At 65.9% G+C, this 24,207-nt stretch carries 21 protein-coding genes and 3 pseudogenes; 18 read left to right on the forward strand and 6 right to left on the reverse strand.

The window, feature by feature from the left end:
• Nucleotides 1-80: 80 nt before the first annotated feature.
• Nucleotides 81-204, reverse strand: a pseudogene (locus tag M3I56_RS08995) (PKHD-type hydroxylase); the annotation flags it as partial.
• A gap of 194 nt (nucleotides 205-398) precedes the next feature.
• Here M3I56_RS08995 and M3I56_RS09000 point away from each other — a divergent pair.
• Nucleotides 399-571 (forward strand): annotated as a pseudogene (locus M3I56_RS09000) (gallate dioxygenase); the annotation flags it as partial.
• Nucleotides 572-609: 38 nt separating this feature from the next.
• Here M3I56_RS09000 and M3I56_RS09005 read toward each other — a convergent pair.
• Nucleotides 610-1,374: pseudogene (locus M3I56_RS09005) on the reverse strand (transporter substrate-binding domain-containing protein); the annotation flags it as partial.
• A 530-nt stretch (nucleotides 1,375-1,904) separates the two neighbouring features.
• Between M3I56_RS09005 and M3I56_RS09010 the strand changes: the two are divergent.
• From M3I56_RS09010 to M3I56_RS09030, 5 genes are all read left to right on the forward strand, one after another.
• A complete protein-coding gene (locus M3I56_RS09010; RefSeq protein ID WP_254353499.1) occupies nucleotides 1,905-3,554 on the forward strand; it encodes a PAS domain-containing methyl-accepting chemotaxis protein in 1,650 nt (549 codons plus the stop codon).
• Nucleotides 3,555-4,008: 454 nt separating this feature from the next.
• The gene (locus tag M3I56_RS09015; protein WP_028207914.1) at nucleotides 4,009-4,254 is read left to right on the forward strand and encodes a hypothetical protein; all 246 of its coding nucleotides are present in this window, start codon (nucleotides 4,009-4,011) and stop codon (nucleotides 4,252-4,254) included.
• 268 nt (nucleotides 4,255-4,522) lie between these two features.
• Complete coding sequence (locus tag M3I56_RS09020; RefSeq protein WP_254353500.1) at nucleotides 4,523-5,512, forward strand: DedA family protein/thiosulfate sulfurtransferase GlpE; 990 nt, start codon at nucleotides 4,523-4,525, stop codon at nucleotides 5,510-5,512.
• A 46-nt stretch (nucleotides 5,513-5,558) separates the two neighbouring features.
• Complete coding sequence (locus tag M3I56_RS09025; RefSeq protein ID WP_254353501.1) at nucleotides 5,559-7,307, forward strand: FAD-dependent oxidoreductase; 1,749 nt, start codon at nucleotides 5,559-5,561, stop codon at nucleotides 7,305-7,307.
• The gene (locus M3I56_RS09030; protein WP_254353502.1) at nucleotides 7,300-8,568 is read left to right on the forward strand and encodes a winged helix-turn-helix domain-containing protein; all 1,269 of its coding nucleotides are present in this window, start codon (nucleotides 7,300-7,302) and stop codon (nucleotides 8,566-8,568) included. Before M3I56_RS09025 ends, M3I56_RS09030 begins: the two co-directional genes overlap by 8 nt.
• Before the next feature lie 47 nt (nucleotides 8,569-8,615).
• On the opposite strand, the gene M3I56_RS09035 is transcribed toward M3I56_RS09030, so the two are convergent.
• A complete protein-coding gene (locus M3I56_RS09035) occupies nucleotides 8,616-8,891 on the reverse strand; it encodes a hypothetical protein (RefSeq protein WP_028207911.1) in 276 nt (91 codons plus the stop codon).
• A 628-nt stretch (nucleotides 8,892-9,519) separates the two neighbouring features.
• Here M3I56_RS09035 and M3I56_RS09040 point away from each other — a divergent pair.
• Entirely contained in the window at nucleotides 9,520-9,831 is a 312-nt protein-coding gene (locus tag M3I56_RS09040) for a thioredoxin family protein (protein ID WP_028207910.1), read from the forward strand.
• Between the two features lie 85 nt (nucleotides 9,832-9,916).
• Here M3I56_RS09040 and hpaR read toward each other — a convergent pair whose 3' ends face one another.
• Nucleotides 9,917-10,315, reverse strand: coding sequence for a homoprotocatechuate degradation operon regulator HpaR (gene hpaR / locus M3I56_RS09045; protein ID WP_254353695.1), 399 nt, complete (start codon nucleotides 10,313-10,315; stop codon nucleotides 9,917-9,919).
• A gap of 193 nt (nucleotides 10,316-10,508) precedes the next feature.
• Between hpaR and M3I56_RS09050 the strand changes: the two genes are divergently transcribed.
• From M3I56_RS09050 to hpaI, 7 genes are read left to right on the forward strand one after another with little or no spacing between them, the layout of a single operon-like run.
• Entirely contained in the window at nucleotides 10,509-11,279 is a 771-nt protein-coding gene (locus M3I56_RS09050; protein ID WP_254353503.1) for a fumarylacetoacetate hydrolase family protein, read from the forward strand.
• Nucleotides 11,276-12,031, forward strand: a complete 756-nt coding sequence (locus M3I56_RS09055; RefSeq protein ID WP_254353504.1) for a fumarylacetoacetate hydrolase family protein — start codon at nucleotides 11,276-11,278, stop codon at nucleotides 12,029-12,031. The genes M3I56_RS09050 and M3I56_RS09055 overlap by 4 nt, the downstream gene beginning before the upstream one ends.
• 34 nt (nucleotides 12,032-12,065) lie before the next feature.
• Nucleotides 12,066-13,523, forward strand: coding sequence for a 5-carboxymethyl-2-hydroxymuconate semialdehyde dehydrogenase (gene hpaE, locus M3I56_RS09060; protein ID WP_254353505.1), 1,458 nt, complete (start codon nucleotides 12,066-12,068; stop codon nucleotides 13,521-13,523).
• Nucleotides 13,523-14,386: a 3,4-dihydroxyphenylacetate 2,3-dioxygenase gene (gene hpaD, locus M3I56_RS09065; RefSeq protein WP_254353506.1), complete on the forward strand. Its 864-nt coding sequence runs from the start codon at nucleotides 13,523-13,525 to the stop codon at nucleotides 14,384-14,386. The genes hpaE and hpaD overlap by 1 nt, the downstream gene beginning before the upstream one ends.
• A gap of 15 nt (nucleotides 14,387-14,401) precedes the next feature.
• The gene (locus M3I56_RS09070; protein WP_254353507.1) at nucleotides 14,402-14,812 is read left to right on the forward strand and encodes a 5-carboxymethyl-2-hydroxymuconate Delta-isomerase; all 411 of its coding nucleotides are present in this window, start codon (nucleotides 14,402-14,404) and stop codon (nucleotides 14,810-14,812) included.
• Nucleotides 14,812-15,615: a 2-oxo-hept-4-ene-1,7-dioate hydratase gene (gene hpaH, locus M3I56_RS09075; RefSeq protein ID WP_254353696.1), complete on the forward strand. Its 804-nt coding sequence runs from the start codon at nucleotides 14,812-14,814 to the stop codon at nucleotides 15,613-15,615. Before M3I56_RS09070 ends, hpaH begins: the two co-directional genes overlap by 1 nt.
• A 16-nt stretch (nucleotides 15,616-15,631) precedes the next feature.
• Nucleotides 15,632-16,414, forward strand: coding sequence for a 4-hydroxy-2-oxoheptanedioate aldolase (hpaI, locus tag M3I56_RS09080; protein WP_254353508.1), 783 nt, complete (start codon nucleotides 15,632-15,634; stop codon nucleotides 16,412-16,414).
• A gap of 44 nt (nucleotides 16,415-16,458) precedes the next feature.
• Here hpaI and M3I56_RS09085 read toward each other — a convergent pair whose 3' ends face one another.
• Nucleotides 16,459-16,902, reverse strand: a complete 444-nt coding sequence (locus M3I56_RS09085; protein ID WP_254353509.1) for a MarR family winged helix-turn-helix transcriptional regulator — start codon at nucleotides 16,900-16,902, stop codon at nucleotides 16,459-16,461.
• 167 nt (nucleotides 16,903-17,069) lie between these two features.
• Here M3I56_RS09085 and M3I56_RS09090 point away from each other — a divergent pair, with 167 nt between their 5' ends.
• Together M3I56_RS09090 and M3I56_RS09095 are read left to right on the forward strand one after the other, a co-directional pair.
• Complete coding sequence (locus tag M3I56_RS09090; protein WP_254353510.1) at nucleotides 17,070-17,840, forward strand: class II aldolase/adducin family protein; 771 nt, start codon at nucleotides 17,070-17,072, stop codon at nucleotides 17,838-17,840.
• A gap of 4 nt (nucleotides 17,841-17,844) precedes the next feature.
• Nucleotides 17,845-18,846: a 2-dehydropantoate 2-reductase gene (locus M3I56_RS09095; RefSeq protein ID WP_254353511.1), complete on the forward strand. Its 1,002-nt coding sequence runs from the start codon at nucleotides 17,845-17,847 to the stop codon at nucleotides 18,844-18,846.
• 3 nt (nucleotides 18,847-18,849) lie between these two features.
• On the opposite strand, the gene M3I56_RS09100 is transcribed toward M3I56_RS09095, so the two are convergent.
• Nucleotides 18,850-20,139 (reverse strand): MFS transporter, encoded by a 1,290-nt coding sequence (locus M3I56_RS09100; protein ID WP_254353512.1) that lies wholly within the window; start codon nucleotides 20,137-20,139, stop codon nucleotides 18,850-18,852.
• A gap of 435 nt (nucleotides 20,140-20,574) precedes the next feature.
• Here M3I56_RS09100 and M3I56_RS09105 point away from each other — a divergent pair, with 435 nt between their 5' ends.
• Nucleotides 20,575-23,463, forward strand: a complete 2,889-nt coding sequence (locus M3I56_RS09105; protein ID WP_254353513.1) for a mechanosensitive ion channel family protein — start codon at nucleotides 20,575-20,577, stop codon at nucleotides 23,461-23,463.
• A gap of 287 nt (nucleotides 23,464-23,750) precedes the next feature.
• Nucleotides 23,751-24,149 carry an FKBP-type peptidyl-prolyl cis-trans isomerase gene (locus M3I56_RS09110; RefSeq protein ID WP_254353514.1) on the forward strand — a complete coding sequence of 133 codons (399 nt, stop codon included), beginning with the start codon at nucleotides 23,751-23,753 and terminating at the stop codon, nucleotides 24,147-24,149.
• Nucleotides 24,150-24,207: the final 58 nt, after the last annotated feature.

A 24,207-nucleotide genomic window follows, 5' to 3' on the forward strand; every position in this document is an offset into this window, starting at 1 on the left:
AGCGCGCGCTTGAGAAACGGCAGGCGCGCCAGCAGTTCCTGCATGCCGAGACCGATCAACAGCAGCAGCAATGTGAAGCCGAGTTCGCCACCGTCGTATTCGTCGGGCGACGAGAGAAAAAGCGTGCAGGAAACGTCGGTGCGCAGTTTTCACGCCGTTGGGCAGCACACGCACTGCGCCATCCACCGGACTGCCGGACGTCATGCCGCCTTCGTAGCGGTTTAAGAGCAGCGCATAGACCTGGTTGGGGTTGGGCAGGGGTCAACCGTAATGAGAATCGATATCATTCCATATTTTGAATTTTCTTTCAAATGGAATTGGCTTTTAGCGACACCGCTGGCGACATCAAGGTAAATGTGTTTTTTTGCGAATGACGATCGAATTGGCACGCCGATACCGACCCGGAGCGCTCGTTTGACGAGGCCGGGCTGACCGAAGAGCAGAAGGATTTCGTGCGCCGCCGCGACTGGCGCGGACACTGATTCACTACGGCGTGATTTTCTTTATGCTGGAGAAGCCTGGCGCAGTCGTCTGGACTTCGAACCTTCACATCTACGCGGCCATGCGAGGCGGCCGCCCGGTTGCGGCCGCCGCATTGAATACCTGCGATCAGTCGAGCGCCCGATCGTTCGGATGCGCAAACAGCGCCCGATTTTCGTTGGACAGCGGATAGTTCAGGTTCATCCCCTTGGGCGGAACGGGCTGCGTAAACCACTTCGTGTACAGCCGCTGGGCTTCACCCGAAGTCTGCAGGCTAGCGATCACGCCATCGGCGAGTTTCTTGAAGACGGGATCGTTCTTGCGCACCATGCAGCCATAAACCTCCGAGAGCGGCGGCGTACCGGTGATCACGTAGTCCTGCTGGTCCGCTTCCTTGGCCCGCGCCCCGTACAACAGCGGCTCGTCCATCACGAACGCGACCGCGCGCCCCGTCTTCACGTTGAGAAAAGACTCCGGGTGGTCTTTGGCGGCGATGAGCTGCATGCCCATCTTCTTGTCGTTGTTCATCTCGCGCAGCAGCCGGTCCTCCGACGTGCCCGCCGTGGTCACGACCGTCTTGCCTGCGAGATCGGGAAAATCCTTGATGCCGGAATCCTTTTTCGCAATCAGGCGCACGCCGTACTGAAAGAAGCTGTTCGTGAACGCGACCTGGTTGTCGCGCTCCTTGGTGTGCGTGGTCGAACCACATTCGATATCGATCGTGCCGTTCTGGACCAGCGTAATGCGGTTCTGCGAAGTGATCGGAGTTTCCTTGACCGTGAGCTTGTCGAGCTTCAGCTCCTTTTTCACCTCGTCGACGATCTTCAGCGCGATGTCCTGCGCATAGCCGATCGTGTGTTGCTCGCTGTCGTAGTAGGAAAACGGCACGCTAGTGAAGGCGCGCCGTTCGACGCGCTGCCGTCGAAGCCGGATTCGTTGGCAACACGAACCGTTCCGCGCGCCATGACTTGTCCACACATTTTGTTGGCAGCCCTGTGTGTAACCCTTGGAAGACCGCATCAAGTCGTTGATGCGTTTCGGTTAACCCACAGCGTTCCCAATCGCGGCAACACCGTCTCGCAGCGCCTCGAAACGCCCCGTCTTTTCCACAGATTTTGTTGGCAGCCCTGTGCACAACTTCTGGACAGAGACCCTAAGTCCCTGATCGCAAACGCCAATGCGCCGCGCGACAGAGAAGTTGCACGTTTTGGAGGCACTGGACTTGTCCACAGTTAACGGGGAAAAGTCTGTGCATATACCCCCCAACATCCGCGCCAATCCATTGATAGCACAACGGATTTTCTCTCTGCACGCAGATCGGCTCATACGCGCCTCACGCGCGCAAATCCCTAAAGTTTGTAAGGGAAATGCCGTTATGCCTCGCTGTGTTGTTGGGTCTCAAGCGGCCCCATCGAAGGAATCTCATGCGCAACAATCAACCCGTCACGCAACAGGAATTCGACTATCCCGCTTCGCAGATGCTCGTCTCGGCCACCGACCTCAAGGGCCGCATTCAGTACTGCAATCCTGCGTTTGTCGCGGTGTCGGGTTTTACGAAAGAAGAGCTGATCGGCAAGGCACATAACATCATTCGTCATCCCGACATGCCGGCCGAAGCGTTCGCCGACTTGTGGGAGACCGTTCGCGAAGGCCGTCCCTGGACCGCGATCGTCAAGAACCGCCGCAAGTCCGGCGATCACTACTGGGTGCGCGCGAACATAACGCCCGTCTCCGAGCAAGGCACGGTGGTCGGCTATCTGAGCGTGCGCGTGAAGCCCACGCGCGAGGAAGTCCGCACGGCCGATGCCTTCTACGCGCAAATGCGCGACGGCCGTCTGCAAGGTGTGCGGCTGCGCCACGGGTCCGTTGTGCGCACGGGCCTGGTGGGCGCGCTGCAGGCGCTCCTGCGCGTGCCTATCGCCACGCGTATCGCCTTCGGTTATGGCGCCGTGCCCGCCGTGTTCACCGCGGCCGGCTTCGCCGCCTGGCAGGGCCTGCCGCCGCTGCCGTTCTGGGGCGCATTCGGCGCGGCCTGCGTGGGTGCGCTCGGCGCCTGGCGTCTCACCACGCGCCACCTCGGCGCGCCGCTCGCGCAGATGACCACGGCCTCCACGCGCATGGCCGCGGGCGACCTCACGGCCACGCTCGCGGTCGCCACCGACGACGATCTCGGCGACGTGCTCCAGGCGCTCAACCAGTTGCAGGCCAATCTCACGGCGATCGTGTTCGACGTGCGCTCGCAGATCGACGGCATGCTCGACGCCGCGCACGAAATCTCGAGTGGCAATCTCGATCTCTCGCGCCGCACCGAAATGCAGGCCGCATCGCTCGAAGAAACCGCCGCCACGATGGATCAACTTACGACCACCGTGCAGGCCAACGCCGAAGCCAGCGCCCGTGCACTCGATCTCGCGCGCGACGCGCAGTCGGCCGCCGCCGAGGGCGGCTCGATCGCCGCGCAAATGGAGCGCACGATGACGGGCATCACCGACGCGTCGCGCCGTATCAGCGACATCACCGGCGTGATCGACGGCATCGCGTTCCAGACCAACATCCTCGCGCTCAACGCCGCTGTCGAAGCCGCGCGCGCGGGCGAGGCCGGCCGCTCGTTCGCTGTGGTGGCGGGCGAGGTGCGCATGCTCGCGCAGCGCTGCGCGGCGTCGGCCAGGGAGATCAAGCAGGTCGTGGACGCCAGCGTCAACGAGATCACCGAAGGCACGCGCCTCGTGGGCAACACGACTGCGCAGATGCGCTCGATCGACGAAGCCGTGAGCCGCGTCTCTTCGATCATCACCGAGGTCGCGAACGCAAGCGGCGAGCAGGCCGAAGGTATCCGCCAGGTCAATCAGGCCGTCGCGCACCTGGACAGCGCCACGCAGCAGAACGCTGCGCTCGTCGAGCAGGCCGCCGCCACGGCGCAGCGGCTCGCCGAGCAGGCCGACGTGCTCGACGAGGCCGTGCGTCTCTTCACCGTGGCGGGCGCGGAGGCGGCAACGCGCTCGAAGCCCGCTCGCACCCCGGCGCGCCGCCAGAGCGTCAACCTTGCCGAAGCGGCCGAGGACATCGCGGCATAACGACCGGCTCGCACGCCTCGCCGCCAGCGCAGTCGAACCGCCGCGTCTATTGGTCTGAGAGATCGGCGTTAGTCCCATCTCGACAGTGCGGCGCGCGGGCGGCACCATCAAAACCGTCAGCAAGCCGTACCACGGTTTGCTGATCCGAGTAACAACGGCGTTTCAACGGCTCGCCCGGGCTGCCCGGGTGGGCCGTTTTTTCTGGCGCGCACGCCTGCCGCCTGGCATTGCTTTGCTTCGCAACCATGACAGCGGTGCAACGCGCAACGCATTTCGCATGGCCCGTTGCAGGGCGCGCAAAAACGGGCGTTGCGGCGGCGAGTCGCGTTACACTGGCTGGCCAGGGTCGCGGCACAGCGATCTCGCTGTGTGTGTCTGCGCTCACTTGCATAAACACGCCGCGCAGCCGACCCCGTACAATGGCTCGACCATCCAACGCACGAGGACAACATCAATGCGCACGACCGGGTCTTCCGGAAACATGACCCTGCTCACCGAGCATGACGACGCGACCGGACGCGAACTGCGTTCACTGCGCCTCGAATCGGCGGCCGACGGCAAAAGCCTCTTGCTGGTCGAAGTCGACGAGCGCAAGCCGGGCATCCATCGCGAAGTGCGTTACGAAATCACGCCGGCCGAGCTGATCGCGGCAATTCGCGCACAAGGCGCCGAGTTGCCCGGGGAATCACACACGCGTTAAGCGCACGGAAACTGGCGCCACGAACGCGGCACGCGCAGTCTCGTGTGTGCCGCGTTCTGTCGCATTCCACTCAACGCGCGCATCTCGCGAACACCTCGCGTTTCACTCTTTTCAATCCGGCGCTTTTTTCATATGCCTGCCCCACTCGGCAGGCATTCTCACGCGCGTGCAGGGGGTCGCTTGCACGCCTTCGAAATGCGTTCATAATCTTTACGTTACCCTCCTATCTTTCCCGTTCCTCGCCTCAAGGCGCAACGGAAGTAAGTCGATGCTACATGACCTCATCGCGCAATACGGGCCTGCGCTGGTGTTCATCAATGTGCTCGCTGGATCGCTTGGGCTGCCCGTGCCCGCGATGCCCGCGCTCGTGTTGTTCGGCGCGATGGCGGCCATGCATCCCGGTTCGATCGGCCAGCAGGTCGCGCCGGTGCTCGGGCTCGCCATCTTCGCCATGCTGATCGGCGACAGCGTGTGGTTCATGGCCGGCCGCCTCTACGGCGGCAACACGCTCAAGACGCTCTGCAAGCTCTCGCTCTCGCGCGACACCTGCGTGAAAAAAACCGAGCGCTTTTTCGGCCGCTGGGGCGTGCGCGTACTCGCCGTCGCCAAGTTCGTGCCGGGGCTGTCGCTCGTTTCCGTGCCGATGGCCGGCGCGATGGGCGTGCCATACCGCCAGTTCGTCGGCTTCGACGGCATTGGCGCGGCGCTGTGGTCCGGCACCGGCCTGCTCATCGGCGTGATGTTCGCGCCGCAGATCGACATGCTGATGAGCGGCGCGAGCCGCCTTGGCCGCTTCGCCCTCGTCGTGGTGGTCGTGCTGCTAGTGCTCTACGCGACGTACCGCTGGCAGCGCCGCCGCCAGCTCATCAAAAAGCTCGCGAACGCGCGCATTACGGTGGAAGACCTTTACCGCGCGATGGGCGCGAAGCCGCCGCCGGTCGTGTTCGACATTCGTTCAGAAGAAAAGCGCAAGCTCGATCCGTACATCATCCCGGGTGCGTTGTTCGCCGACGAGCGCAGGCTCGAAGAGATCGTCGGCAAGTATCCGAACGACCAGAAGCTCGTGATCTACTGTTCGTGCCCCAATGAAATTTCCGCGGCCTGGATGGCGAAGAAGCTCGCCGAGGCCGGCTTTACCGATGTGGTGCCGCTACTCGGCGGTCTCGATGCGTGGCGCGATGCCGGCCGCACGCTCGAGTCGCTCCAGTTGCACGCCCACGCCGACGTCCCGGTCAACATCACGCCTAAAGCTGTCTGATCCGGGCGGCCCGCTCCCGAGCCGCCCGCACGAGGAGAACCGCCAGATGGGCACGATCACCGAAGCCGAAGTTCCCGAATCCACGGAACTTCCTTCCGCGAGCCGCCACTCCGACACGCAGCCGCAACCCGCCGAAGCGCCGTTCTCGACGCTCTCCACGCGGCGCCACCAGATGTTCCCCGAGCTCAACGACGACGAAATCGCGCGCCTTGCGCGCTTCGGCGAAGAGCGCCACTGGTCGGCAGGGGAGTTGCTCTTTCGCACGGGCGAAACCGGCCCCGGCATGTTCGTGCTGCTCTCCGGTTCGGTGAAAGTGTCCCAGCGCGACGGACTGGGCCGCGAGCGGCTCATCGTCGAGCATGGGCGCGGGCATTTTCTCGCCGAAGTGGGCCAGCTTTCGGGGGGCCCGGCGCTCGTGGACGGCACAGCGCTCGAACCCGTCGACGCGATCCTGATTCCGCCGGAGCAGCTGCGCGCGGCCATCGTCGCCGAAGCCGAACTCGGCGAGCGCATCGTGCGCGCGCTGATCCTGCGCCGCGTCTCGCTGATCGAAAAGGGCGCGGGCGGCCCGATTCTCGTGGGCAAGCACGACGATCCCACGCTCGTTTCGCTGCAAGGCTTCCTCTCGCGCAACGGCCATCCGTATTCCGTGCTCGACGAGCGCGACGAAGGCATGCTTTGCGGCGTGATCGAGCGTTTCGCTGCGCGCTGCGAAGACCTGCCGCTCGTGATCTGCCCCGACGGGTCGGTGCTGCGCCATCCCAGTGCCCCCGAACTGGCCACGTGTCTCGGCATCCTGCCCGAGCTGGACGGCGAGCGCGTCTACGACGTCGCCGTGGTGGGTGCGGGCCCGGCCGGTCTCGCCACGGCGGTCTATGCCGCGTCCGAAGGCCTTTCGGTGATCGTGCTCGACTCGCGCGCGCCCGGCGGCCAGGCGGGCGCCAGCTCGCGCATCGAAAACTATCTGGGCTTTCCCACGGGCATATCCGGCCAGGCGCTCGCGGGCCGCGCGTTCGTGCAGGCGCAGAAGTTCGGCGCGCACGTGGCCATTCCGGTCTCGGTGCGCAAGCTGATCTGCGATGAAGAACCGCGCCGGCTCGAAACCTGCAGCGGCGACGTGCGCGCGCATACGGTCGTGATCGCCAGCGGCGCCGTGTACCGCAAGCCCGCGATCGAGGGTATCGATCGCTATACGGGGCGCGGGATTTACTACTGGGCCTCGCCGGTCGAGGCGAAGCTTTGCAAGCACGAGAACATCGTGCTCGTGGGCGGCGGCAATTCGGCGGGCCAGGCGATCGTCTATCTCTCCACGCACGCGCGCCAGATCGACGTGCTGATCCGCAAGGCCGGTTTCGAATCGACGATGTCGCGTTATCTGATCGACCGTATCGCCTCGCTCTCGAACGTACGCGTGCATGGGCACAGCGAGATCGGCGGCCTGGACGAAGACAACAGCGGCCTCGCTGCGGTGCGTCTGAAGATGCCGTGCCCGGAGGGCGTCGACCATTTTGATTCGCGCCACCTGTTCCTCTTCACGGGTGCGGACCCGAACACTGGCTGGCTGCGAGCGTGCGGCGTGAAGCTCGACCCACACGGCTTCGTGCTGACCGGCGACAACGAGTCGTGCAGCCTCGCGACTTCGGTGGAAGGCGTCTACGCGATCGGCGACGCGCGCGCGGGCTCGACCAAGCGTGTGGCCGCGGCGGTGGGCGAAGGTGCGGCCGTGGTCGCGCAGATCCATCAACGGCTCGCGACGCTGCGGCCGGTGACGGCGGTTGCGGGCGTCCATGCGTGAGCGCGCTGTGGAGGTTGCAGAAGCGCCCACGGTTTCCGAAGCCGGTTCCTCGCTAGTTCTGCCGCTCGCGGCGGCCCGCACGCTGCATCTCGCGGCGCAAGGGCTGCTCGCGCCGCCGCGCCGCAAGGCGACCCGGGACGACGTGCTCGACGCGATCCGCCGCATGGCGCAGTTGCAGATCGACACGATCCACGTGGTCGCGCGCAGTCCCTATTTCGTGCTGTTCAGCCGCATTGGCGCGTTCGAGCCGGCCTGGCTCGATGCGCACCTTGCCCAAGGGCGCCTGTTCGAATACTGGGCGCATGAGGCCTGCTTCCTGCCCATCGAAGACTACGGGCTGCTGCGCCATCGCATGCTCGATCCTTCCGGCATGGGCTGGAAATACGCGGCCGAGTGGCACGACCAATACCGTAACGAGATCGACGCGCTGCTCGAGCGCATTCGCGCCGAGGGCGCCGTTCGTTCCGCCGACTTCGCGCGCGCCGAGGGCGCCAAAGGCAGCGGCTGGTGGGACTGGAAGCCGGAGAAGCGGCATCTGGAAGTGCTGTTCGCAACCGGCGCGCTGATGGTGGCCGAGCGCCACAACTTCCAGCGTGTGTATGACGTCGCCGAGCGCGTGCTGCCGCACTGGAACGACGCGCGCGACCTGCCGCCACGCGCCGAAGCGGAACGCGAACTGCTCCTGCGCTCCTGCCGCGCGCTCGGCGTGATCCGCGCGGACTGGGCCGCCGACTACTTCCGCCTGCCGCGCCGCCCGTATGCCGACGCCCTGCACGCACTCGCCGACGCGGGCGAGTTGCTGCCCGTGCGCGTGGAGGGCTGGAAGCACGACGCGTTCGTGCATCGCGAGCACGCGGCGCTCATCGACGAAGCGGCGAGCGGCAAGCTCGCCTCCACGGTCACGACCCTGCTCTCGCCCTTCGATCCAGTGGTGTGGGACCGCAAGCGAGCACTCGCGCTATTCGATTTCGATTACGCCATGGAATGCTATGTGCCGGCTGCGAAGCGCAAATTCGGTTACTTCGTACTGCCGATCTTGAATCGCGGGCGGCTGGTCGGGCGCATCGACGCAAAGGCGCATCGGGCGCAGCAGGTGTTCGAGGTGAAGTCGCTGCATCTGGAGCCCGGCGTGCGCGCGAGCGGCCGTCTGGTGGCCGACTTGCGCCGGGCGCTGCAGCGTTGCGCGGATTGGCACGGTACGCCGGAGCTACGCATTGGCACAGCGCCGGACGGCCTCGCGGCCGCCCTGCTGGCTGCGTGAGCGTGCGGCTGCCGACCCGGCAGAGCCGCCGCACGCGTTGAGAACGACTAGTGCTCCAGCTTGGCGCGCAGCTCGCGCGCGGCTTCGAGCAACCCTTCGTAGCCCGAACGCGCGTGTTGCGGCAGGTCGGGGTCACCCACCAGCGCGCCCAGCGTTTCGACGAGGCTGAAGACGAGGCCCTTCGCCGCGCCCGCCGCGATCTTGCCGGATTTCACACCTTCGTCGACGTGACTGAAGGCGGCGTTCAGACTCTCCAGATCCGGTTGCGATGAACCGGCACCAGGCTTTTGAGCGTCCTGCTTTTGCTTGTCGTCGCTCGTCATGATGAACTCGATCTCCCTTGGTGAGCAGTAGTCAAAAGAATCCCGCACTTTTTAATGTTATATACCCATCGGGTGCGGGCGTCCATTCGAGGCCAGGCAGCGCGAGGGGCAACGCAAAGTGCACTCCCGAATCTTCTCACCTTTGCCGCCCACGCGCCGCGGCCGCGAGCGCGAAGGCTTGTCGCTTCGTCGTGCCCGGCGAATAAAAAACGCCTTGAAATCAGGGCTAATGTGGGTTTCGCACGATGGCTTGGCAGGTGCCTCGCCTCGCTTCGCGTGATCCCCGATGGCGCGCGCCAGCCTCTCCCGTAAGCGCTCACCTTTGTGCTTCGAAGCGTGGATTCACGCCGCTTCGAGTGCGCCTGCCGATCGGTTCGCGCTCACCGCAGCACGCGCTGGTTTTGCGTTTCGCCCTTGTTTTCAAGGTACTTTTGCTCGTGACGGCACGACCCACGCGCGCGCGCCATTGCGTTCACGGTGCGTCAACACGTGCCCACCGGCTCACTCCCGAAAAGCCTCACCTCTCGCGCGAACGTCCATGCGGGCGCTCAATGCGAAGCCTGAACGATGCCGCGCGATGCGGTATCGTACGTGGATATCTGCAGATGCCAATACGAGGAATCACACGATGAACTACGCAACGCACGCGCCCGCCCGCAAGGAAATCGACTCGCTCAGCGGGGCCGCCGTCGTCGAATTCGGCACCGACTGGTGCGGCTATTGCCAGGGTGCGCAACCGCTGATCGGCGCGGCGTTCGAGCGCAATCCGCAGGTGCGTCGCCTGAAAGTGGAAGATGGACCGGGCCGCGCGCTAGGCCGCTCGTTTCGCGTGAAACTCTGGCCCACGCTCATTTTCCTGCGCGACGGCGTGGAGGTCGCGCGCGTGGTGCGTCCGCAAAATGCCGCCGAACTCGACGAGGCGTTCGCTGCGCTCGCGTAGTCCCGTCACGCCCTCCTACGCGGTCCGAACGATCCGCGCGGACCCCTCCCGAAAAGCCTCACCTTTGCCCGCGAGCGCGCCACGCTCACGCCTCCAGGCCGGCGAGCAGATCGTCGATCGCGCGATACACCCGCTCGACCACCTCCGGCCCCACCTCCGATTCCAGCGCCTTGTAGCGCGCCTCCAGTTCCTTCGAAATCGCTTTCACGAGCTGATGGCTCTTCTTCGTGAGCGAGACGAGCACGCGCCGCTGGTCGTCGGCGAAACGCTCCTTCGTGACGAGGCCGAGCGCCTCCATGCGCGCGAGCACACCCGCCATGCTCGGGCTGGATATGGTGCACAGGTCGGAAATCTGCCGCGGCTCGAGCGGTCCGCTTTCGTTGAGCGCGCGTATCACGCGCCACTGCTGCTCGGTGAGGCCGTGCGACGTGATGAGCGGGCGAAAGCGTTCCATCATCTTTTCGCGTGCGCGCAACAGCAGCATGGGCAGGTTGCGGTGCGCAACGCGAGTGGTCGGACGCGAAGTATCGGACATGGCGGTTTCAGCTAAACGAGGAATTCGACGATCTGGGGGCCCCTGGGGGAAACCCGAAAAATTCTCATGGACGATTGACGACGGATGATAGCAAGCGCACTATCACTCACATATTAGTGTTTCCGCGAAGCCTATCCAAGCCATGTTTTCCGTTGCCGATCATCTGCTGCACGTCGAAGGCGAGGCCTTGCCGCGCGACGTCTGCGCCGCTGCCATACGCGGGCTGCTCGCCACCGGCACGCGTTGCCGGGCGCCGGTGAGCGGCGCTGTCTACGGCACGCTGCTCAACGACCGCCCCGCGCTCGAAGCGCTGGGTAAAGCCGTGAACGCACCCCCTTATAAGGCGCCGCCGCGCGCGCCCATCCTCTACCTGAAGCCGCGCAACACGCTCGCGGGGCACCGCGCGCGCGTGGTCGTGCCCGGCAGCGAAGGCGTCCAGGTGGGCGCGTCGCTCGGCGTCGTGATTGGACGAACCGCCGCGCGCGTCGCCGCACCTGAAGCATTCGATTACATCGCGGGGTATACGCTCGTGGCCGATCTGAGCGTGCCGCACGCGAGCGTCTATCGCCCTTCGGTGCGGTTTCGCGCGCGCGACAACTTCTGCGTAATCGGCCCCGCCGTGGTCGCGCGCCGCCATGTGGCCGATCCCGATGAGCTGGCCATTGCGGTGAACGTCGAAGGCGGCGCGGCCTTCCATGCAACAACGGCCACTTGCGTTCGCGGCGTCGCCCAGTTGCTCGCCGATGTCACCGACTTCATGACGCTCGCCCCTGGCGACGTCATCACGCTCGGCGTGCCGCATGGCGCACCCGTGGTTCAGGCCGGTGCGCGTGCAGCCATCTCCGTTGGAGACTGGGCGCCACTCGAAATCGAATTCGTCGCGGCAGGCGTGGCGCAGGGAGCCCAGGCATGATGCGCGGACGCGTTGCCTATGCAGGCGCCATACACGAAGCCACACCCGAAGGAAACCGCGTGCGGCTCGCCGACGGGCGCGTGCGCGCAGAGCACGAAGTCGTCTGGCTCGCGCCTTTCGAGCCCGGCACGATCTTCGCCCTTGGGCTCAATTACGCCGAGCACGCCAAAGAGTTGCAATTCTCGAAGCAGGAGGAGCCGCTCGTGTTCCTCAAGGGGCCGGGCAGCGTGATCGGCCATCGCGGCACCACGCGCCGCCCCGCCGACGTCACGTTCATGCACTACGAGTGCGAGCTCGCCGTCGTGATCGGCCGCACCGCGCAGCACGTGAAACGCGAGGACGCCATGCAGTACGTGGCCGGCTACACGATCGCGAACGACTACGCGATCCGCGACTATCTGGAGAACTACTACCGCCCGAACCTGCGCGTGAAAAACCGCGACGGCGGCACCGCGCTGGGCCCCTGGTTCGTCAACGCCGCCGATGTCGCCGACGTCAATGCGCTCGGGCTGCGCACCTACGTGAACGGCGAACTCAGGCAGAACGGCAACACGCGCGATTTCGTCACCGGCATCGCGGAACTCATCGAGTATTTGAGCGGTTTCATGACGCTCGCCGCTGGCGACGTCATTCTGACCGGCACGCCCGAAGGCGTCGTCAACGTGAATGCAGGCGACGAAGTAGTGTGCGAGATAGACGGTCTGGGCCGTCTCGTCAACACCATCGCGAGCGACGCCGACTACGGCCGCTGATCCGCCAACGAATCGAACACGGACTACGTTAGACATGCGAATCGACCATCTGATCAACGGCCGCGCGCACCCCGGGCGCGACTACTTCGAAACCGTGAATCCGGCCAACCAGGACGTGCTCGCAGAAGTGGCGCGCGGCGGCGCGCAGGAAGTCGATCTCGCGGTGCGCGCCGCGAAAGACGCGTTCCCTGCCTGGGCGGCCACGCCCGCCGCTGAGCGCGCAAAGGCGATTCGCAAGCTCGGCGAGCTGATCGCGAAGCACGTGCCCGAAATCGCGCAAACCGAAACGAAGGACACGGGCCAGACCATTTCGCAAACCGGCAAGCAACTCGTGCCGCGCGCCGCCGACAACTTCAGCTACTTCGCCGAAGTCTGTACCGCCGTGGACGGCCACACCTACCCCACGTCCACGCATCTGAACTACACGCTGTTTCATCCCGTCGGCGTGTGCGCGCTCATCTCGCCCTGGAACGTGCCGTTCATGACCGCCACGTGGAAGGTCGCACCCTGCCTCGCGTTCGGCAATACCGCGGTGCTGAAGATGAGCGAGCTATCGCCGCTCACGGCCTCGATGCTCGGCCAGCTCGCGCTCGACGCCGGCATTCCGGCGGGCGTGCTCAATATCGTGCACGGCTACGGCAAGGAAGCGGGCGAGCCGCTCGTCGCGCACCCCGACGTGCGCGCGGTGTCGTTCACGGGCTCGACGGCCACGGGCAACCGCATCGTGCAAGCCGCGGGCCTCAAGAAGTTCTCGATGGAGCTGGGCGGCAAATCGCCGTTCGTGATCTTCGACGACGCCGATTTCGAGCGCGCGCTCGACGCCGCCGTGTTCATGATCTTCTCGAACAACGGCGAGCGCTGCACGGCCGGCTCGCGCATTCTCGTGCAGCGTTCGATCTACGCGACGTTCGCCGAGCGCTTCGTCGAGCGTGCGAAGCGCATCAGCGTGGGCGATCCGCTCGACGAGAAAACCATCGTCGGCCCGATGATCAGCCAGGGCCATCTCGCGAAGGTACGCAGCTATATCGAACTCGGGCCGAAAGAAGGCGCGACGCTCGCGTGCGGCGGCCTCGACGCGCCGGCGCTGCCCGACGCGGTGAAGAAGGGAAACTTCGTTCAGCCGACCGTGTTCGTCGATGTCGATAACCGCATGCGCATCGCCCAGGAAGAAATCTTCGGCCCGGTTGCATGCCTGATTCCCTTCGACGACGAAGCGCACGCGATCCGCCTTGCCAACGACATCGCCTATGGCCTGTCCAGCTACGTGTGGACCGAGAACACCGGCCGCGCGCTGCGCGTGGCCGCCGCCGTCGAAGCGGGCATGTGCTTCGTGAACAGCCAGAACGTGCGCGACCTGCGCCAGCCGTTCGGCGGCACGAAGGCGTCGGGCGTGGGCCGCGAAGGCGGCACGTGGAGCTACGAAGTGTTCCTCGAGCCGAAAAACGTGTGTGTTTCGCTCGGCTCGCATCACATTCCGCACTGGGGCGTGTAATGGGCAAACTCGCGCTGGCGGCCAAGGTCACGCACGTGCCTTCGCTGTACCTCTCCGAACTGGACGGCCCCCACAAGGGCTGCCGCCAGGCGGCCATCGACGGCCATCGCGAGATCGGCCGCCGCTGCCGCGAGCTGGGCGTCGATTCGATCGTCGTGTTCGATGTGCACTGGCTCGTGAACAGCGAGTATCACATCAACTGTGCGCCGCGCTTCGAAGGCGTCTACACGAGCAACGAACTGCCGCATTTCATCAAGAACATGCCGTATGCGTATCCCGGCAATCCGCAGCTCGGCCATCTGATTGCCGATGTCGCGAACGAAATGGGCGTCAAGACGCGCGCGCATAGCGAAACCACGCTCGACCTCGAATACGGCACGCTCGTCCCCATGCGCTATATGAACGGCGACGAACATTTCCGCACGGTTTCGGTGGCGGGCTGGTGCATGTGGCACGACCTCGCCACGAGCGCACGCTTTGGCCTCGCCGTGCGCCGCGCGATCGAACAGCGCTACGACGGCACGGTGGCAATACTCGCGAGCGGCTCGCTGAGCCACCACTTCGCCAACAACGGCACGGCCGAAGCCTTCATGCACAAGGTCTGGGACCCGTTTCTCGAAGCGACCGATCGCAACGTCGTGGCGATGTGGGAGCGCGGCGACTGGAAAACCTTCTGCGACATGCTGCCGATGTACAACGAAAAGTGCTGGGGCGAGGGCGGCATGCACGACACCGCCATGCTGCTCGGCGCGCTCGGGTGGGACCGCTACGAAGGCCGCGCGGAAGTCGTCACGCCGTATTTCGGCAGCTCCGGCACCGGGCAGATCAACGCCATCTTGCCGGTCACGCCGCTGCCAGCTTGATCACGGGAGAACGCCATGCCCCATCTCACCCTCGAATACAGCGCGAATCTCGCCGATGCGAGCCGCATGGGCCGGCTCTGCGAAACGCTTGCTCACGTGCTCGATGCCCAACGCGATGAAAACGGCGCACGCGTCTATCCACGCGGCGGCATTCGCACGCGCGCGCTGCGCTGCGAACAGTACTTCGTTGCCGACGGCGATCCCGGGAACGCCTTCCTGCATGGCTGCCTGAAGATCGGCGCGGGCCGCTCCCAGGCCGTGCGCCGGGCAACGGGCGATGCGCTCTTCGATGCGATCAAGCAGCACTTCGCCCAAGCCTTCGCGTCGCACGGCCTCGCGCTCTCGCTCGAAATCGTCGAGTTCAGCGAGGAAGGCGCGTGGAAGCACAACAACCTGCATGCCCGGCTCAAAAACGTGAGTTCATGATGCTAGATCAGCAAACCATCTGCGAGCTGGCCGCACAGCTCGACGAGGCGGAGCGCACGCGCACGCAGCTGCGCCATTTTTCGCGCTCGCACCCAGACATGACGATCGACGACGGCTACGCGATCCAGCGCGAGTGGGTCAAACTCAAGCTCGCTGCGGGCCACACGATCAAGGGCCGCAAGATTGGGCTCACGTCGCGCGCCATGCAGCGCTCGTCGCAGATCGACGAGCCCGACTACGCGCCGCTGCTCGACAGCATGTTCATCCCCGCAGGCAGCGAGATTCGCGCGGACCGTTTCATCGCGCCGCGTGTGGAAGTGGAACTGGCGTTCGTGCTGAACCGGCCGCTGCAAGGGCCTGACGTCACACTCTTCGACGTGCTCGACGCAACGGCCTACGTCACGCCGGCCATCGAGATCATCGACGCGCGCATCGAGCAGTTCGACCGCGAAACCCAGGCGCCGCGCAAGGTGTTCGACACGATTTCCGACTTCGCAGCCAACGCGGGCGTCGTGCTGGGCGGCCGCCCGGTCAAGCCGCTCGACGTGGACCTGCGCTGGGTCGGCGCGCTGCTCTACAGGAACGGCGCCGTGGAGGAAAGCGGGCTGGCCGCTGCGGTGCTCAACCATCCGGCAACCGGCGTTGCCTGGCTCGCCAACAAGATCGCGCGCCACGACGAGCGCCTCGAAGCCGGCGACGTGATCCTGAGCGGCTCGTTCACGGCCCCGGTTCCGGCGCGCGCGGGCGATACGTTCCATGCCGATTACGGCCCGCTGGGCGGCATCGGCTTCAATTTCATCTGATCAGGACGCCGTATCCATGGCCGTACCCGCCAACCCGTTCAAGCGCGCGCTCGCGCAAGGCCGCCCGCAAATCGGCCTCTGGGCCGCGCTCGCCGACTCGTACGTGAGCGAACTGCTTGCGAACACGGGCTTCGACTGGCTGCTGATCGACGGCGAGCACGCGCCCAACGATCTGCGCAGCACGCTCGCACAACTGCAGGCCGTCGCGCCCTACCCCACGCACGCGATCGTGCGGCCCGTGCGCAACGACGCCGCCATCATCAAGCAACTGCTCGACATCGGCACGCAAACGCTGCTCGTGCCGATGATCGAGAACGCCGAAGAGGCACGCGCCGCCGTGGCCGCGACGCGCTATCCGCCGCACGGCGTGCGCGGCGTGGGCAGCGCGCTTGCGCGCGCCTCGCGCTGGAACGGCTCAGCCGACTATCTGCATCACGCAGCGGAAGCACTGTGCGTACTGGTCCAGGTGGAAACGGCAAGCGCGCTCGCCCAGCTCGAAGCCATCGCGCAGGTGGACGGCGTGGACGGCGTATTCTTCGGGCCGGCGGACCTGAGCGCTTCGATGGGCCTGCTGGGCCAACCGGGCTCGCCACCGGTGCGCGAGGCGATCTGCACAGGTATTCGCACCGTGCGCGCCCAAGGCAAGGGCGCGGGCGTGCTCGCGGCCGATCCGGTCATTGCGAACGAATATCTGGAAGCCGGCGCGACGTTCGTCGCCGTGGGCAGCGACGTGTCGTTGCTCGCACGCGGCGCGAGCGAACTGGCCGCGAGATTCCGCCAGCCTGCGGCGCGCGGCTAACGCACGCTCATCCCGCGTTCACCCCATCACGCGCCGGGCGCGCTTCATTCGCCCTCTTCTCCGCTCTCCACGAGCTTGGCCAGCACGGTCGCCAGCACGTCGCGCTCGTGCTCGCTGAGCGCGGCAAGAATTGCGTCGTTCGTCGCCTTCGAGATCGTCGCGGCGCGCCGGTAGGTGCTGCGCCCTTGCGCCGTGAGCGCCACGAGCACGCCGCGCGCGTCCGCCTCGTTCGAGGTCTTGGCGAGCAGCCCCTTGCGTTCGAGCACGTCGGTGGCGCGGCTCGCCTGGCTGCGGTCGAGATTCGACACGCGCCCGACATCCGACACCGACAACGATCCGAACGCGCCCACGCTGAGCAGCAGCCGCGCCTCCGTGAGCGACAGGGAAAGCGCCGCCTCGAACGCTTCGCTCATCGTGCGATCGGTCTGCTTCTTGAGCACATGGAGCCGGTAGGTGAACAGCTCTGCGATGTTGTACTTCCCCGTCATCGATCTTCCCGCCTGGTTTTCAGCGGCCGCGAAATGCGGCCACGCCATCAGGATAGCATCGATGAAAGCCCTTTTTTGCAGGCATTTCATCGAAAATTTGATGCTTGCACACGCATTTATTTGCGCGTAGGATCGGCGTGATCAGAGCCCGCCACGAGGAGACTGTCATGAATGAAAACATCCAGCGCACGCGCCCCGAATGGTGCGACCCCGCGGAATGGGCGGCGCGCGTGCAGCTTGCCGCCGTGTATCGCGTGTTTCATCTCATGGGCTGGACCGAGTTGATCTTCAATCACATTACGCTGCGCGTGCCCGGGCCGCACAAACATTTCCTCATTAACCCGTTCGGGCTCACGTATGAGGAAATCAAGGCCTCGAATCTCGTCAAGATCGATCTCGAAGGCCGTGTCCTGAGTCCGAGCGAGTACCCGATCAACCCGGCCGGCTTCGTGATTCACAGCGCGATTCATGCAAACGTGGCAGACGCGCATTGCGTGATGCACACGCACACCACGGCAGGGCTCGCGGTGGCGTGCATGGAAGGCGGCCTCGCGTATACGAACTTCTATTCGGCGCAGCTGCACGACATGGTCGCGTATCACGACTTCGAAGGCATCACCGTGCACGCCGAAGAAAAATCGCGCATCCTGAAGTCGATGGGCGACAAGCGGCTGCTAATCCTGCGCAACCACGGGCTGCTCTCGCATGGTGTGACCCCCGCGCACGCTTTGGCGCTGCTGTGGACGCTCAATCGCGCGTGCGAGGTGCAGGTCGTGACCGATTCGATGCGCGGCCAGACGCTGCCGATCTCGCCCGCCATTACCGAACGCGCGACGCGCGACGCATTGCAGTTCTCGCCCGAACATGGCGCGGGCCAAAACGTGCTCGACGCGCTGGTCCGTCGTGTCACGCGCATCGACCCTTCCTATCAGGAGTGAGAGTTTGAACACCCCGAATCAAAAGTTCACCGTCGTCGGTGGCGGTGCGATCGGCGGCCTGATCGCGGCGCGTCTTGCGCGCGCGGACATCGCCGTGAATCTGCTCGCACGTGGCGCGCATCTGGAAGCGATTCGCCGCGACGGCCTGACGATCATCGAAGGCGACACGCGCTACACGCAATCCGTCAACGCCACGAACGACGCCGCAACGCTCGGCGCGCAAGACATCGTCTTCGTTTGCCTGAAGGGTCAGGCGCTCGCACAGTCGGCAGCTTCACTTGCGCCGCTCGTGGGCCCGCACACGCATATCGTCTCGGCGATGAACGGGGTGCCCTGGTGGTTCCTCCACGGATTCGGCGGCACGCACGAGAACGGCCAGCTCGAAGCGGTCGATCCGGGCGGTGTCGTCTCGAAGGCGCTGCCGCCCGCGCAGGCTTCGGGCTGCGTCGTGCATCTATCGTCGTCGATTGCGGGGCCGGGCGTGATCCGCAAGGGCGGCGGCAATCATCTGATCGTCGGCGAAGGATCGGCGCCCATGGCCGCGCGTGCGCAGGAAGCGCGCGATCTGCTTGCGAGGGCTGGCTTCGAGGTCACGAAAGCCGCGCCGATTCAGGCCGATATCTGGGCGAAGCTCTGGGGCAATATGACGATGAACCCCATCAGTGCGCTCACGCGCTCGACCGCCGACGTGCTTCTCGACGACCCGCTCACGGCGCAGCTCGTGAGCGCGGTCATGGCCGAGGCGCGTGCGATTGGCGAAGCGCTCGGCATTCGCCTCGCGATGACCATCGAGGAGCGCAACGCGATCACGCGCAAGCTAGGCGCGTTCAAGACCTCGATGCTGCAAGACGTAGAAGCGCAGCGCTCGCTCGAAGTCGAAGCCCTGCTAGGCGCGCCATATGAACTGGCGCAGCGCGTGGGCATCGCGGCGCCGTCGCTCGGCATGCTCTACGGTCTTGCGCGCCAGCTCGACGCGAATCTCGAAGCGGGCCGCCAGAAACGCTAGACATCAATCCTCGAGCGGCTTGCCGGTGAGGTCCCGAATGAACGGCAACGCGAGGCACGAGATCGCCACGCACGCCATCACGTACCACGCGGGCGCGAGCAGATTGCCCGTGCTCTTCACGAGCCAGGTGGCAACGGTTTGCGCGAAGCCGCCGAAAATCGCCACGCCGATGCCGTAGACGATCGCCATGCCCGTCGCACGCACGGCGCGCGGGAACATCTCAGGCAGCATCGTGATGGAGGGCGCGGCCTGCAGCCCCAGCAGCACGCTCAGGCCGCCTACGGTGATCAAAAGACGCGTGGCGTCCGGGCCGCTCGCCAGCCACAGGAACGCCGGGTAGATCAACAGCAAGACGCCCACGCGCGGCCAGAAGATCAGCGCGCGGCGGCTGAACCGATCGCAGAGCACCCCCGATACGGGCGCAACCAGAAAGGTCACGACGCCAGAAACGAGCCCCGCCAGCAAGGCCGTGGGCGCGGGCACCTTCAGTTCGTGAATCGCATACGTCGGCATATAGAACGTGACGACATAGGCTGTGACCGTGGAGCCGATCGTCAGCAAGATGCCGAGCGCCGCGCGCCGCCAGTGGTCGCTTAGCACGGCGAGCACCGGCATGCGCACCGCGCTCGCCTGCTGCGGCAACTGTTCGTCCAGACGCCGGCGAATCCATATGCCGAGCGGCGCGATCGCCACGCCCATGAGGAAAGGCACGCGCCAGCCCCAGGCGAGCAGCATGTCGGCGGCGAGAAAAGTCGTAAGGAGTCCCGCCATTAGCGCGCCGAGCGAAACGCCCAGCCCCTGGCTCGCGAACTGCCAGCTGCCGAGCAGGCCGCGATTGGCGGGCGTGCCCGCCTCGATCAGCAACGTGGTGGAAGCGCCCACTTCGCCGCCAGCGGAAAACCCCTGCAGCAAGCGCGCGAATACGATCAAGACCGGTGCGGCCACACCGATTTGCGCGTAGGTGGGCGCGAGGCCGATCAGCATGCAGCCCAGCGCCATCATGAAGATGGTGAGCGTCATGGCGGGCTTGCGTCCCGCGCGGTCGGCATAAGCGCCGATCACGACGCCGCCCAGCGGCCGCATGACAAAGCCCACGCCGAAGGTCGCCACCGAGGCCAGCAACTGCCCGTAGCTCGACATGGTGGGAAAGAACAGCTTGCCGATGGTCAGCGCAAAGAAGCTGTAGACGGTGAAATCGAAGAATTCGAGCGCATTGCCGATGGTCGCGGCGACGATCAACTGCGTGCGGCTCAGTTTGCCCTTGCGCACTCCGGTCATGCTGACGCTATTCATGGCTCTCCTCGTCGGCCTCTGGCGGGCCTGAATGTGGACCGTGCAACGGTAGCATTCGCCCGGGCGCACGCGCCACTGATCAAAACCCGCGTAGGCGGCGCATCGCGTACGGCGTCGAAGCGTCCCTTTTATCGGCGCCCGGCGTGCGCGTCTCATCCGCGTTCGTAAGGTAAAAGAGGCATACTCCCGCCATAGTCAGCACTTACGTTTCGCGCGCCGCGCCGTTTTTGGCGGTTCCGCAAACGCCATGTGGCCCACCTACGCACAAAGTGGGCACCAAAATTGCGGCAGCGCGTCGAACGTTCCGACGAATCGGGCGGCGACAGGCTGTACGCCGCGCCAATGCGCTTCCAGCCGCGCGTTTCGTCCCGCTGTCGTTTCCTCCGCCGCCACTGAAGGGTCGCCGCAGTCGCGACCCGTAAGCCAATGACAAGGATGTCCCTTTCTTCTGCCTTTCGGTTCCCGCGCACGTCGCGCCTGCATGCTCTCGTTGCCGTTCTCGCCGTTTCTGCCGGCCTGACGCTCGCGCTCGGCGCGTCGAATGCGACGGCGGCGACACCGGCCACCGTCGCCGAAGCGCTCAAGCCCGGCGCGAGCCCCGCGCGTCCCGCCCAGCCTGCCGCGCCCGCCACTGACGCCAACGCGGCCAACCCCGCCGCCCCGGTGGCGCTCACGCCCACTCAGGCGCAAGCCGCCCTCCGGGTTCTCGACGATCCCGTGCAGCGCGGCCACATGGAAGACACGCTGCGGGCCATCGCCGCCGCCGGCGCGCTCGCCGTGCCCGCCTCGGCGAGCGCGCCGGCCAGTGCACCGGCCGCGGCCTCCGGCGCGGCGGCGGCCACGTCCGCTTCGACGCCGCTCGCGGGCGCGCTGCGCTCCAACGGTCTGGTCGTGCAGATCGCCGATCACGCCGCGCACGGCGCACGCACGGTCGGCCAGCATCTGAACCATACGTTCGCGACGCTGCTCGGCCTCTGGTCCACGCGCAACTGGTGGCAGGACCATCTGAACACGCCGCAAGGCCACGCGCTGCTGCTCGCGCTCCTGCGCGTGCTGCTGCTCACGCTCGTGCCCGCGCTCGCACTCGCCACGGTGCTGCGCCGCGTCGTCGCTACGCCGGAGCGCGCGATTGCCGCGCACCAGGCCGCGAAACAGCGCGAGGACGCCGAACCCCCGCAAGGCGGCACGCCAACGGCACAGCCACAAACGCCTGAAGCGACGGGCACGAGCGTCGCGCTCGCCGCGCAAGCGAAAGCCGCCGATGCGCAAGCCGACGCCCAGCAAGACGCCCTGCGCGAAGCCGCCGGCATGGAGCCGGCCGAGGGCAAGGGCGGCAAGGACAGCGACCCGAACGCCGGCCCCGATGCGAACGCGAGCGCCAACGCGGCGGCGCGGGCCACCGTGGTCGCGGCGCAAGCCGAGGACAACGCCGGCGCCTCGCCCAAAACCGCCGCGGACCGCGCGAAAGAGGCATACCACGCGCTGCGCGGCGCGCATCACTGGCGCCTCTTGCAGCGCCTGCCCGGCGCGCTGCTCGTGATGCTGCTCGAAGTCGTGCCCGTGGTCGCCTTCGGCCTGTGCGCCGCGGGCGTGCTGTCGCTGTTCGGCCCCGACGACGCCGCGCCCGCTGAAGCCGTGGGTCAGATCGTCGATACGTATGTGATCTGCCGCGTGATCGTGATGTTCGGCAAGCTGCTGTTCGCGCCCGACGCCGCCGCGCTGCGCCTCGTGCCGCTGCCCGACGACTGGGCCGCTTACGCGCAGCGCTGGCTCGTGCGCATCGTCGTGATCGGCGGCGTGGGCGGCGCGCTTGGCGGCGCGGTGCCGCTCGGCATGACCGAGGACGCGCATCTCGCGCTCGTGAAGGTCGTCACGCTGGTCGGCCACCTCGCGCTCGCCGTGATGATCCTGCAACTGCGCCGCCCCGTGGCCGACGCCATGCGCGCCGCCGCCGCGCGCCATGGCTCGTATGCCTGGTTCATGCAATGGTTCGCCGACATCTGGGTTGGCGTGGCGCTCTTCGTCGTCCTGGCGCTCTGGTTCGTCTGGGCGCTCGATCTGCGCGGCGGCTATGCGGCGCTGCTGCGCGCGGGTGGACTCTCGCTCGTCGTGCTGCTCGCCGCGCGCGTGAGCGCCATCGTGCTGCTCGGCGCATTGAGCCGCGCGTTCGGGTTGCGCGAGGATCAGGAGAAGATGAGCTTCGGCCAGCGCCGTGCGTACCGCTATTACCCGGCGCTGCGGCGCATCGTCGTCGTGGCGATCGGGATCGTGACGCTCGACCTGCTGCTGCACGTCTGGGGCCTGCGTCCCGCACGCATTCTCGCGCTCGCGCCGATCGGGCATTTGCTGGGATCGGCACTCCTCACTATCGTGATCGCCATCGTCGCCGCCGTCGCGATCTGGGAGTTCGCCAACGGCGCGGCCGAGCGGCGCCTGAACACGTGGACCGACGCCGGCGACTTCGTGCGCGCCGCGCGCCTGCGCACGCTCTTGCCGATGTTCCGCACCACGCTGCTCGTTTCGATCCTCGTCGTGGTCGGGCTCACCGCGCTCTCGCAGCTCGGCGTGAACACCGCGCCGCTCATTGCGGGCGCGAGTATTTTCGGTGTGGCGCTCGGCTTTGGCTCGCAAAAGCTCGTGCAGGACTTCATCACCGGCATCTTCCTGTTGACGGAAAACGCCATGCAGGTGGGCGACTGGGTGACGGTGGCAGGCGTCTCGGGCACGGTCGAGTTTCTCTCGATCCGCACCGTGCGCCTGCGCGGCGGCGATGGCTCGCTCTACACCGTGCCGTTCAGTTCCGTGACGACCGTGAACAACACGAATCGCGGCATCGGCAACGCGGCGGTGAAGGTGCAGATCGCGCATGGCGCGGATCTGCAGCGCGCCATCGACACGCTCAAGGACATCGGCGCCGAGATCCGCAAGGAAGACGCGTTCAAGAACGGCATCCTCAGCGACTTCGCGTACTGGGGCGTCGATCAGGTGGATGGCGCGACCGTGACGCTCGTCGGGCAGATTCAGTGCAAGGACTCGGCGCGCTGGGGCGTGCAGCGCGAGTTCAACAAGCGCGTGTTGCTGCGCTTTACGGAACGCGGCATCGAGCTGGCGAATCCGCAGCGCAACTTCCTCGTGGGCATGGCGCGCGGTGACGACGTCGAAGGGCATACGTATAGTGACGATCACGACGACGCCGACAACGATCGCGGGCGGGCGGAAGCGCGCGGCGCTTCCAAGGCGGCTTCGCAAGGCGGCAAGCCGCGCAATGGCCGCGCCGGCGCATCGGGCGACGGTAACGCGTCGTCGAGCGGTAAGCCGAATTGATGCGTCGATGCCCTGGCCGGTGCGCGGCTCACGCGCGCCGGCCTCACCCTTCGCTTCGCTCGATCTATCTCCCGAAAAAGCTCACCGATACGCCGCAATCCACGTCGCGGCGCAACGCTTTCAGCGCAAAGTTATCCGTCTAATCAAGGGTCTGCGAGCGGCGGCATGGTGCGCTGCTCGCGCGTCGCGGTGGGTCCCGAAGAAGCTCACCTTTTCATCACCGTCATAAACCGGGACCCAGGCCGCGCGCCCGATATAATCGATTTGCCATTCAACGAGGACATCTCATGAAATCACTGATTGCCCTGGTCGCCGCTGCCACCGTTGCAACGACCGCGTTCGCCGCCAACACCATCGACAAGTTGCCGTCGGGCGTCGTCGTCGAACACATCAAGCAAGGCACCGGTCCGCAACCCGCCGCCACCGACGTCGTGCGCGTGAACTATCGCGGCACGCTCGCGAACGGCACTGAATTCGACAGCTCCGACAAGCACGGCGGCCCGGCGACCTTCCCGCTCAATCGCGTGATTCCGTGCTGGACGCAGGGCGTGCAGAAGATGAAGGTCGGCGGCAAGGCGAAGCTGACCTGCCCGGCGGCGACCGCTTATGGCGATCGCGCGGTGGGCCCGATCCCGCCGAACAGCGACCTCACGTTCGAAATCGAGCTGATCGGTATCGGACAATAAGGCCAGCAGATTCTGAAGGTAAAAAGAACGGGCGGTTGAGGTGTCACCCTCGCCGCCC

Origin of the sequence: Paraburkholderia sp. CNPSo 3281 (assembly GCF_024206515.1) — a bacterium.
Classification (GTDB): Bacteria; Pseudomonadota; Gammaproteobacteria; order Burkholderiales; family Burkholderiaceae; genus Paraburkholderia; species Paraburkholderia nodosa.

What these genes read in the sequence shown, in the direction of transcription:
- M3I56_RS09040 (WP_028207910.1), top strand. Translation starts at nt 9,520, where the DNA reads ATGAACTACGCAACGCACGCGCCCGCCCGCAAGGAAATCGACTCGCTC.
- hpaE (WP_254353505.1), top strand. Translation starts at nt 12,066, where the DNA reads ATGCGAATCGACCATCTGATCAACGGCCGCGCGCACCCCGGGCGCGAC.
- M3I56_RS09100 (WP_254353512.1), bottom strand. Translation starts at nt 20,139, where the DNA reads ATGAATAGCGTCAGCATGACCGGAGTGCGCAAGGGCAAACTGAGCCGC.
- M3I56_RS09030 (WP_254353502.1), top strand. Translation starts at nt 7,300, where the DNA reads ATGCGTGAGCGCGCTGTGGAGGTTGCAGAAGCGCCCACGGTTTCCGAA.
- M3I56_RS09110 (WP_254353514.1), top strand. Translation starts at nt 23,751, where the DNA reads ATGAAATCACTGATTGCCCTGGTCGCCGCTGCCACCGTTGCAACGACC.
- M3I56_RS09035 (WP_028207911.1), bottom strand. Translation starts at nt 8,891, where the DNA reads ATGACGAGCGACGACAAGCAAAAGCAGGACGCTCAAAAGCCTGGTGCC.
- M3I56_RS09010 (WP_254353499.1), top strand. Translation starts at nt 1,905, where the DNA reads ATGCGCAACAATCAACCCGTCACGCAACAGGAATTCGACTATCCCGCT.
- hpaI (WP_254353508.1), top strand. Translation starts at nt 15,632, where the DNA reads ATGGCCGTACCCGCCAACCCGTTCAAGCGCGCGCTCGCGCAAGGCCGC.
- M3I56_RS09050 (WP_254353503.1), top strand. Translation starts at nt 10,509, where the DNA reads ATGTTTTCCGTTGCCGATCATCTGCTGCACGTCGAAGGCGAGGCCTTG.
- hpaR (WP_254353695.1), bottom strand. Translation starts at nt 10,315, where the DNA reads ATGCTGCTGTTGCGCGCACGCGAAAAGATGATGGAACGCTTTCGCCCG.
- hpaD (WP_254353506.1), top strand. Translation starts at nt 13,523, where the DNA reads ATGGGCAAACTCGCGCTGGCGGCCAAGGTCACGCACGTGCCTTCGCTG.
- M3I56_RS09025 (WP_254353501.1), top strand. Translation starts at nt 5,559, where the DNA reads ATGGGCACGATCACCGAAGCCGAAGTTCCCGAATCCACGGAACTTCCT.
- M3I56_RS09070 (WP_254353507.1), top strand. Translation starts at nt 14,402, where the DNA reads ATGCCCCATCTCACCCTCGAATACAGCGCGAATCTCGCCGATGCGAGC.
- M3I56_RS09015 (WP_028207914.1), top strand. Translation starts at nt 4,009, where the DNA reads ATGCGCACGACCGGGTCTTCCGGAAACATGACCCTGCTCACCGAGCAT.
- M3I56_RS09105 (WP_254353513.1), top strand. Translation starts at nt 20,575, where the DNA reads ATGTCCCTTTCTTCTGCCTTTCGGTTCCCGCGCACGTCGCGCCTGCAT.
- M3I56_RS09055 (WP_254353504.1), top strand. Translation starts at nt 11,276, where the DNA reads ATGATGCGCGGACGCGTTGCCTATGCAGGCGCCATACACGAAGCCACA.
- M3I56_RS09085 (WP_254353509.1), bottom strand. Translation starts at nt 16,902, where the DNA reads ATGACGGGGAAGTACAACATCGCAGAGCTGTTCACCTACCGGCTCCAT.
- M3I56_RS09020 (WP_254353500.1), top strand. Translation starts at nt 4,523, where the DNA reads ATGCTACATGACCTCATCGCGCAATACGGGCCTGCGCTGGTGTTCATC.
- hpaH (WP_254353696.1), top strand. Translation starts at nt 14,812, where the DNA reads ATGCTAGATCAGCAAACCATCTGCGAGCTGGCCGCACAGCTCGACGAG.
- M3I56_RS09090 (WP_254353510.1), top strand. Translation starts at nt 17,070, where the DNA reads ATGAATGAAAACATCCAGCGCACGCGCCCCGAATGGTGCGACCCCGCG.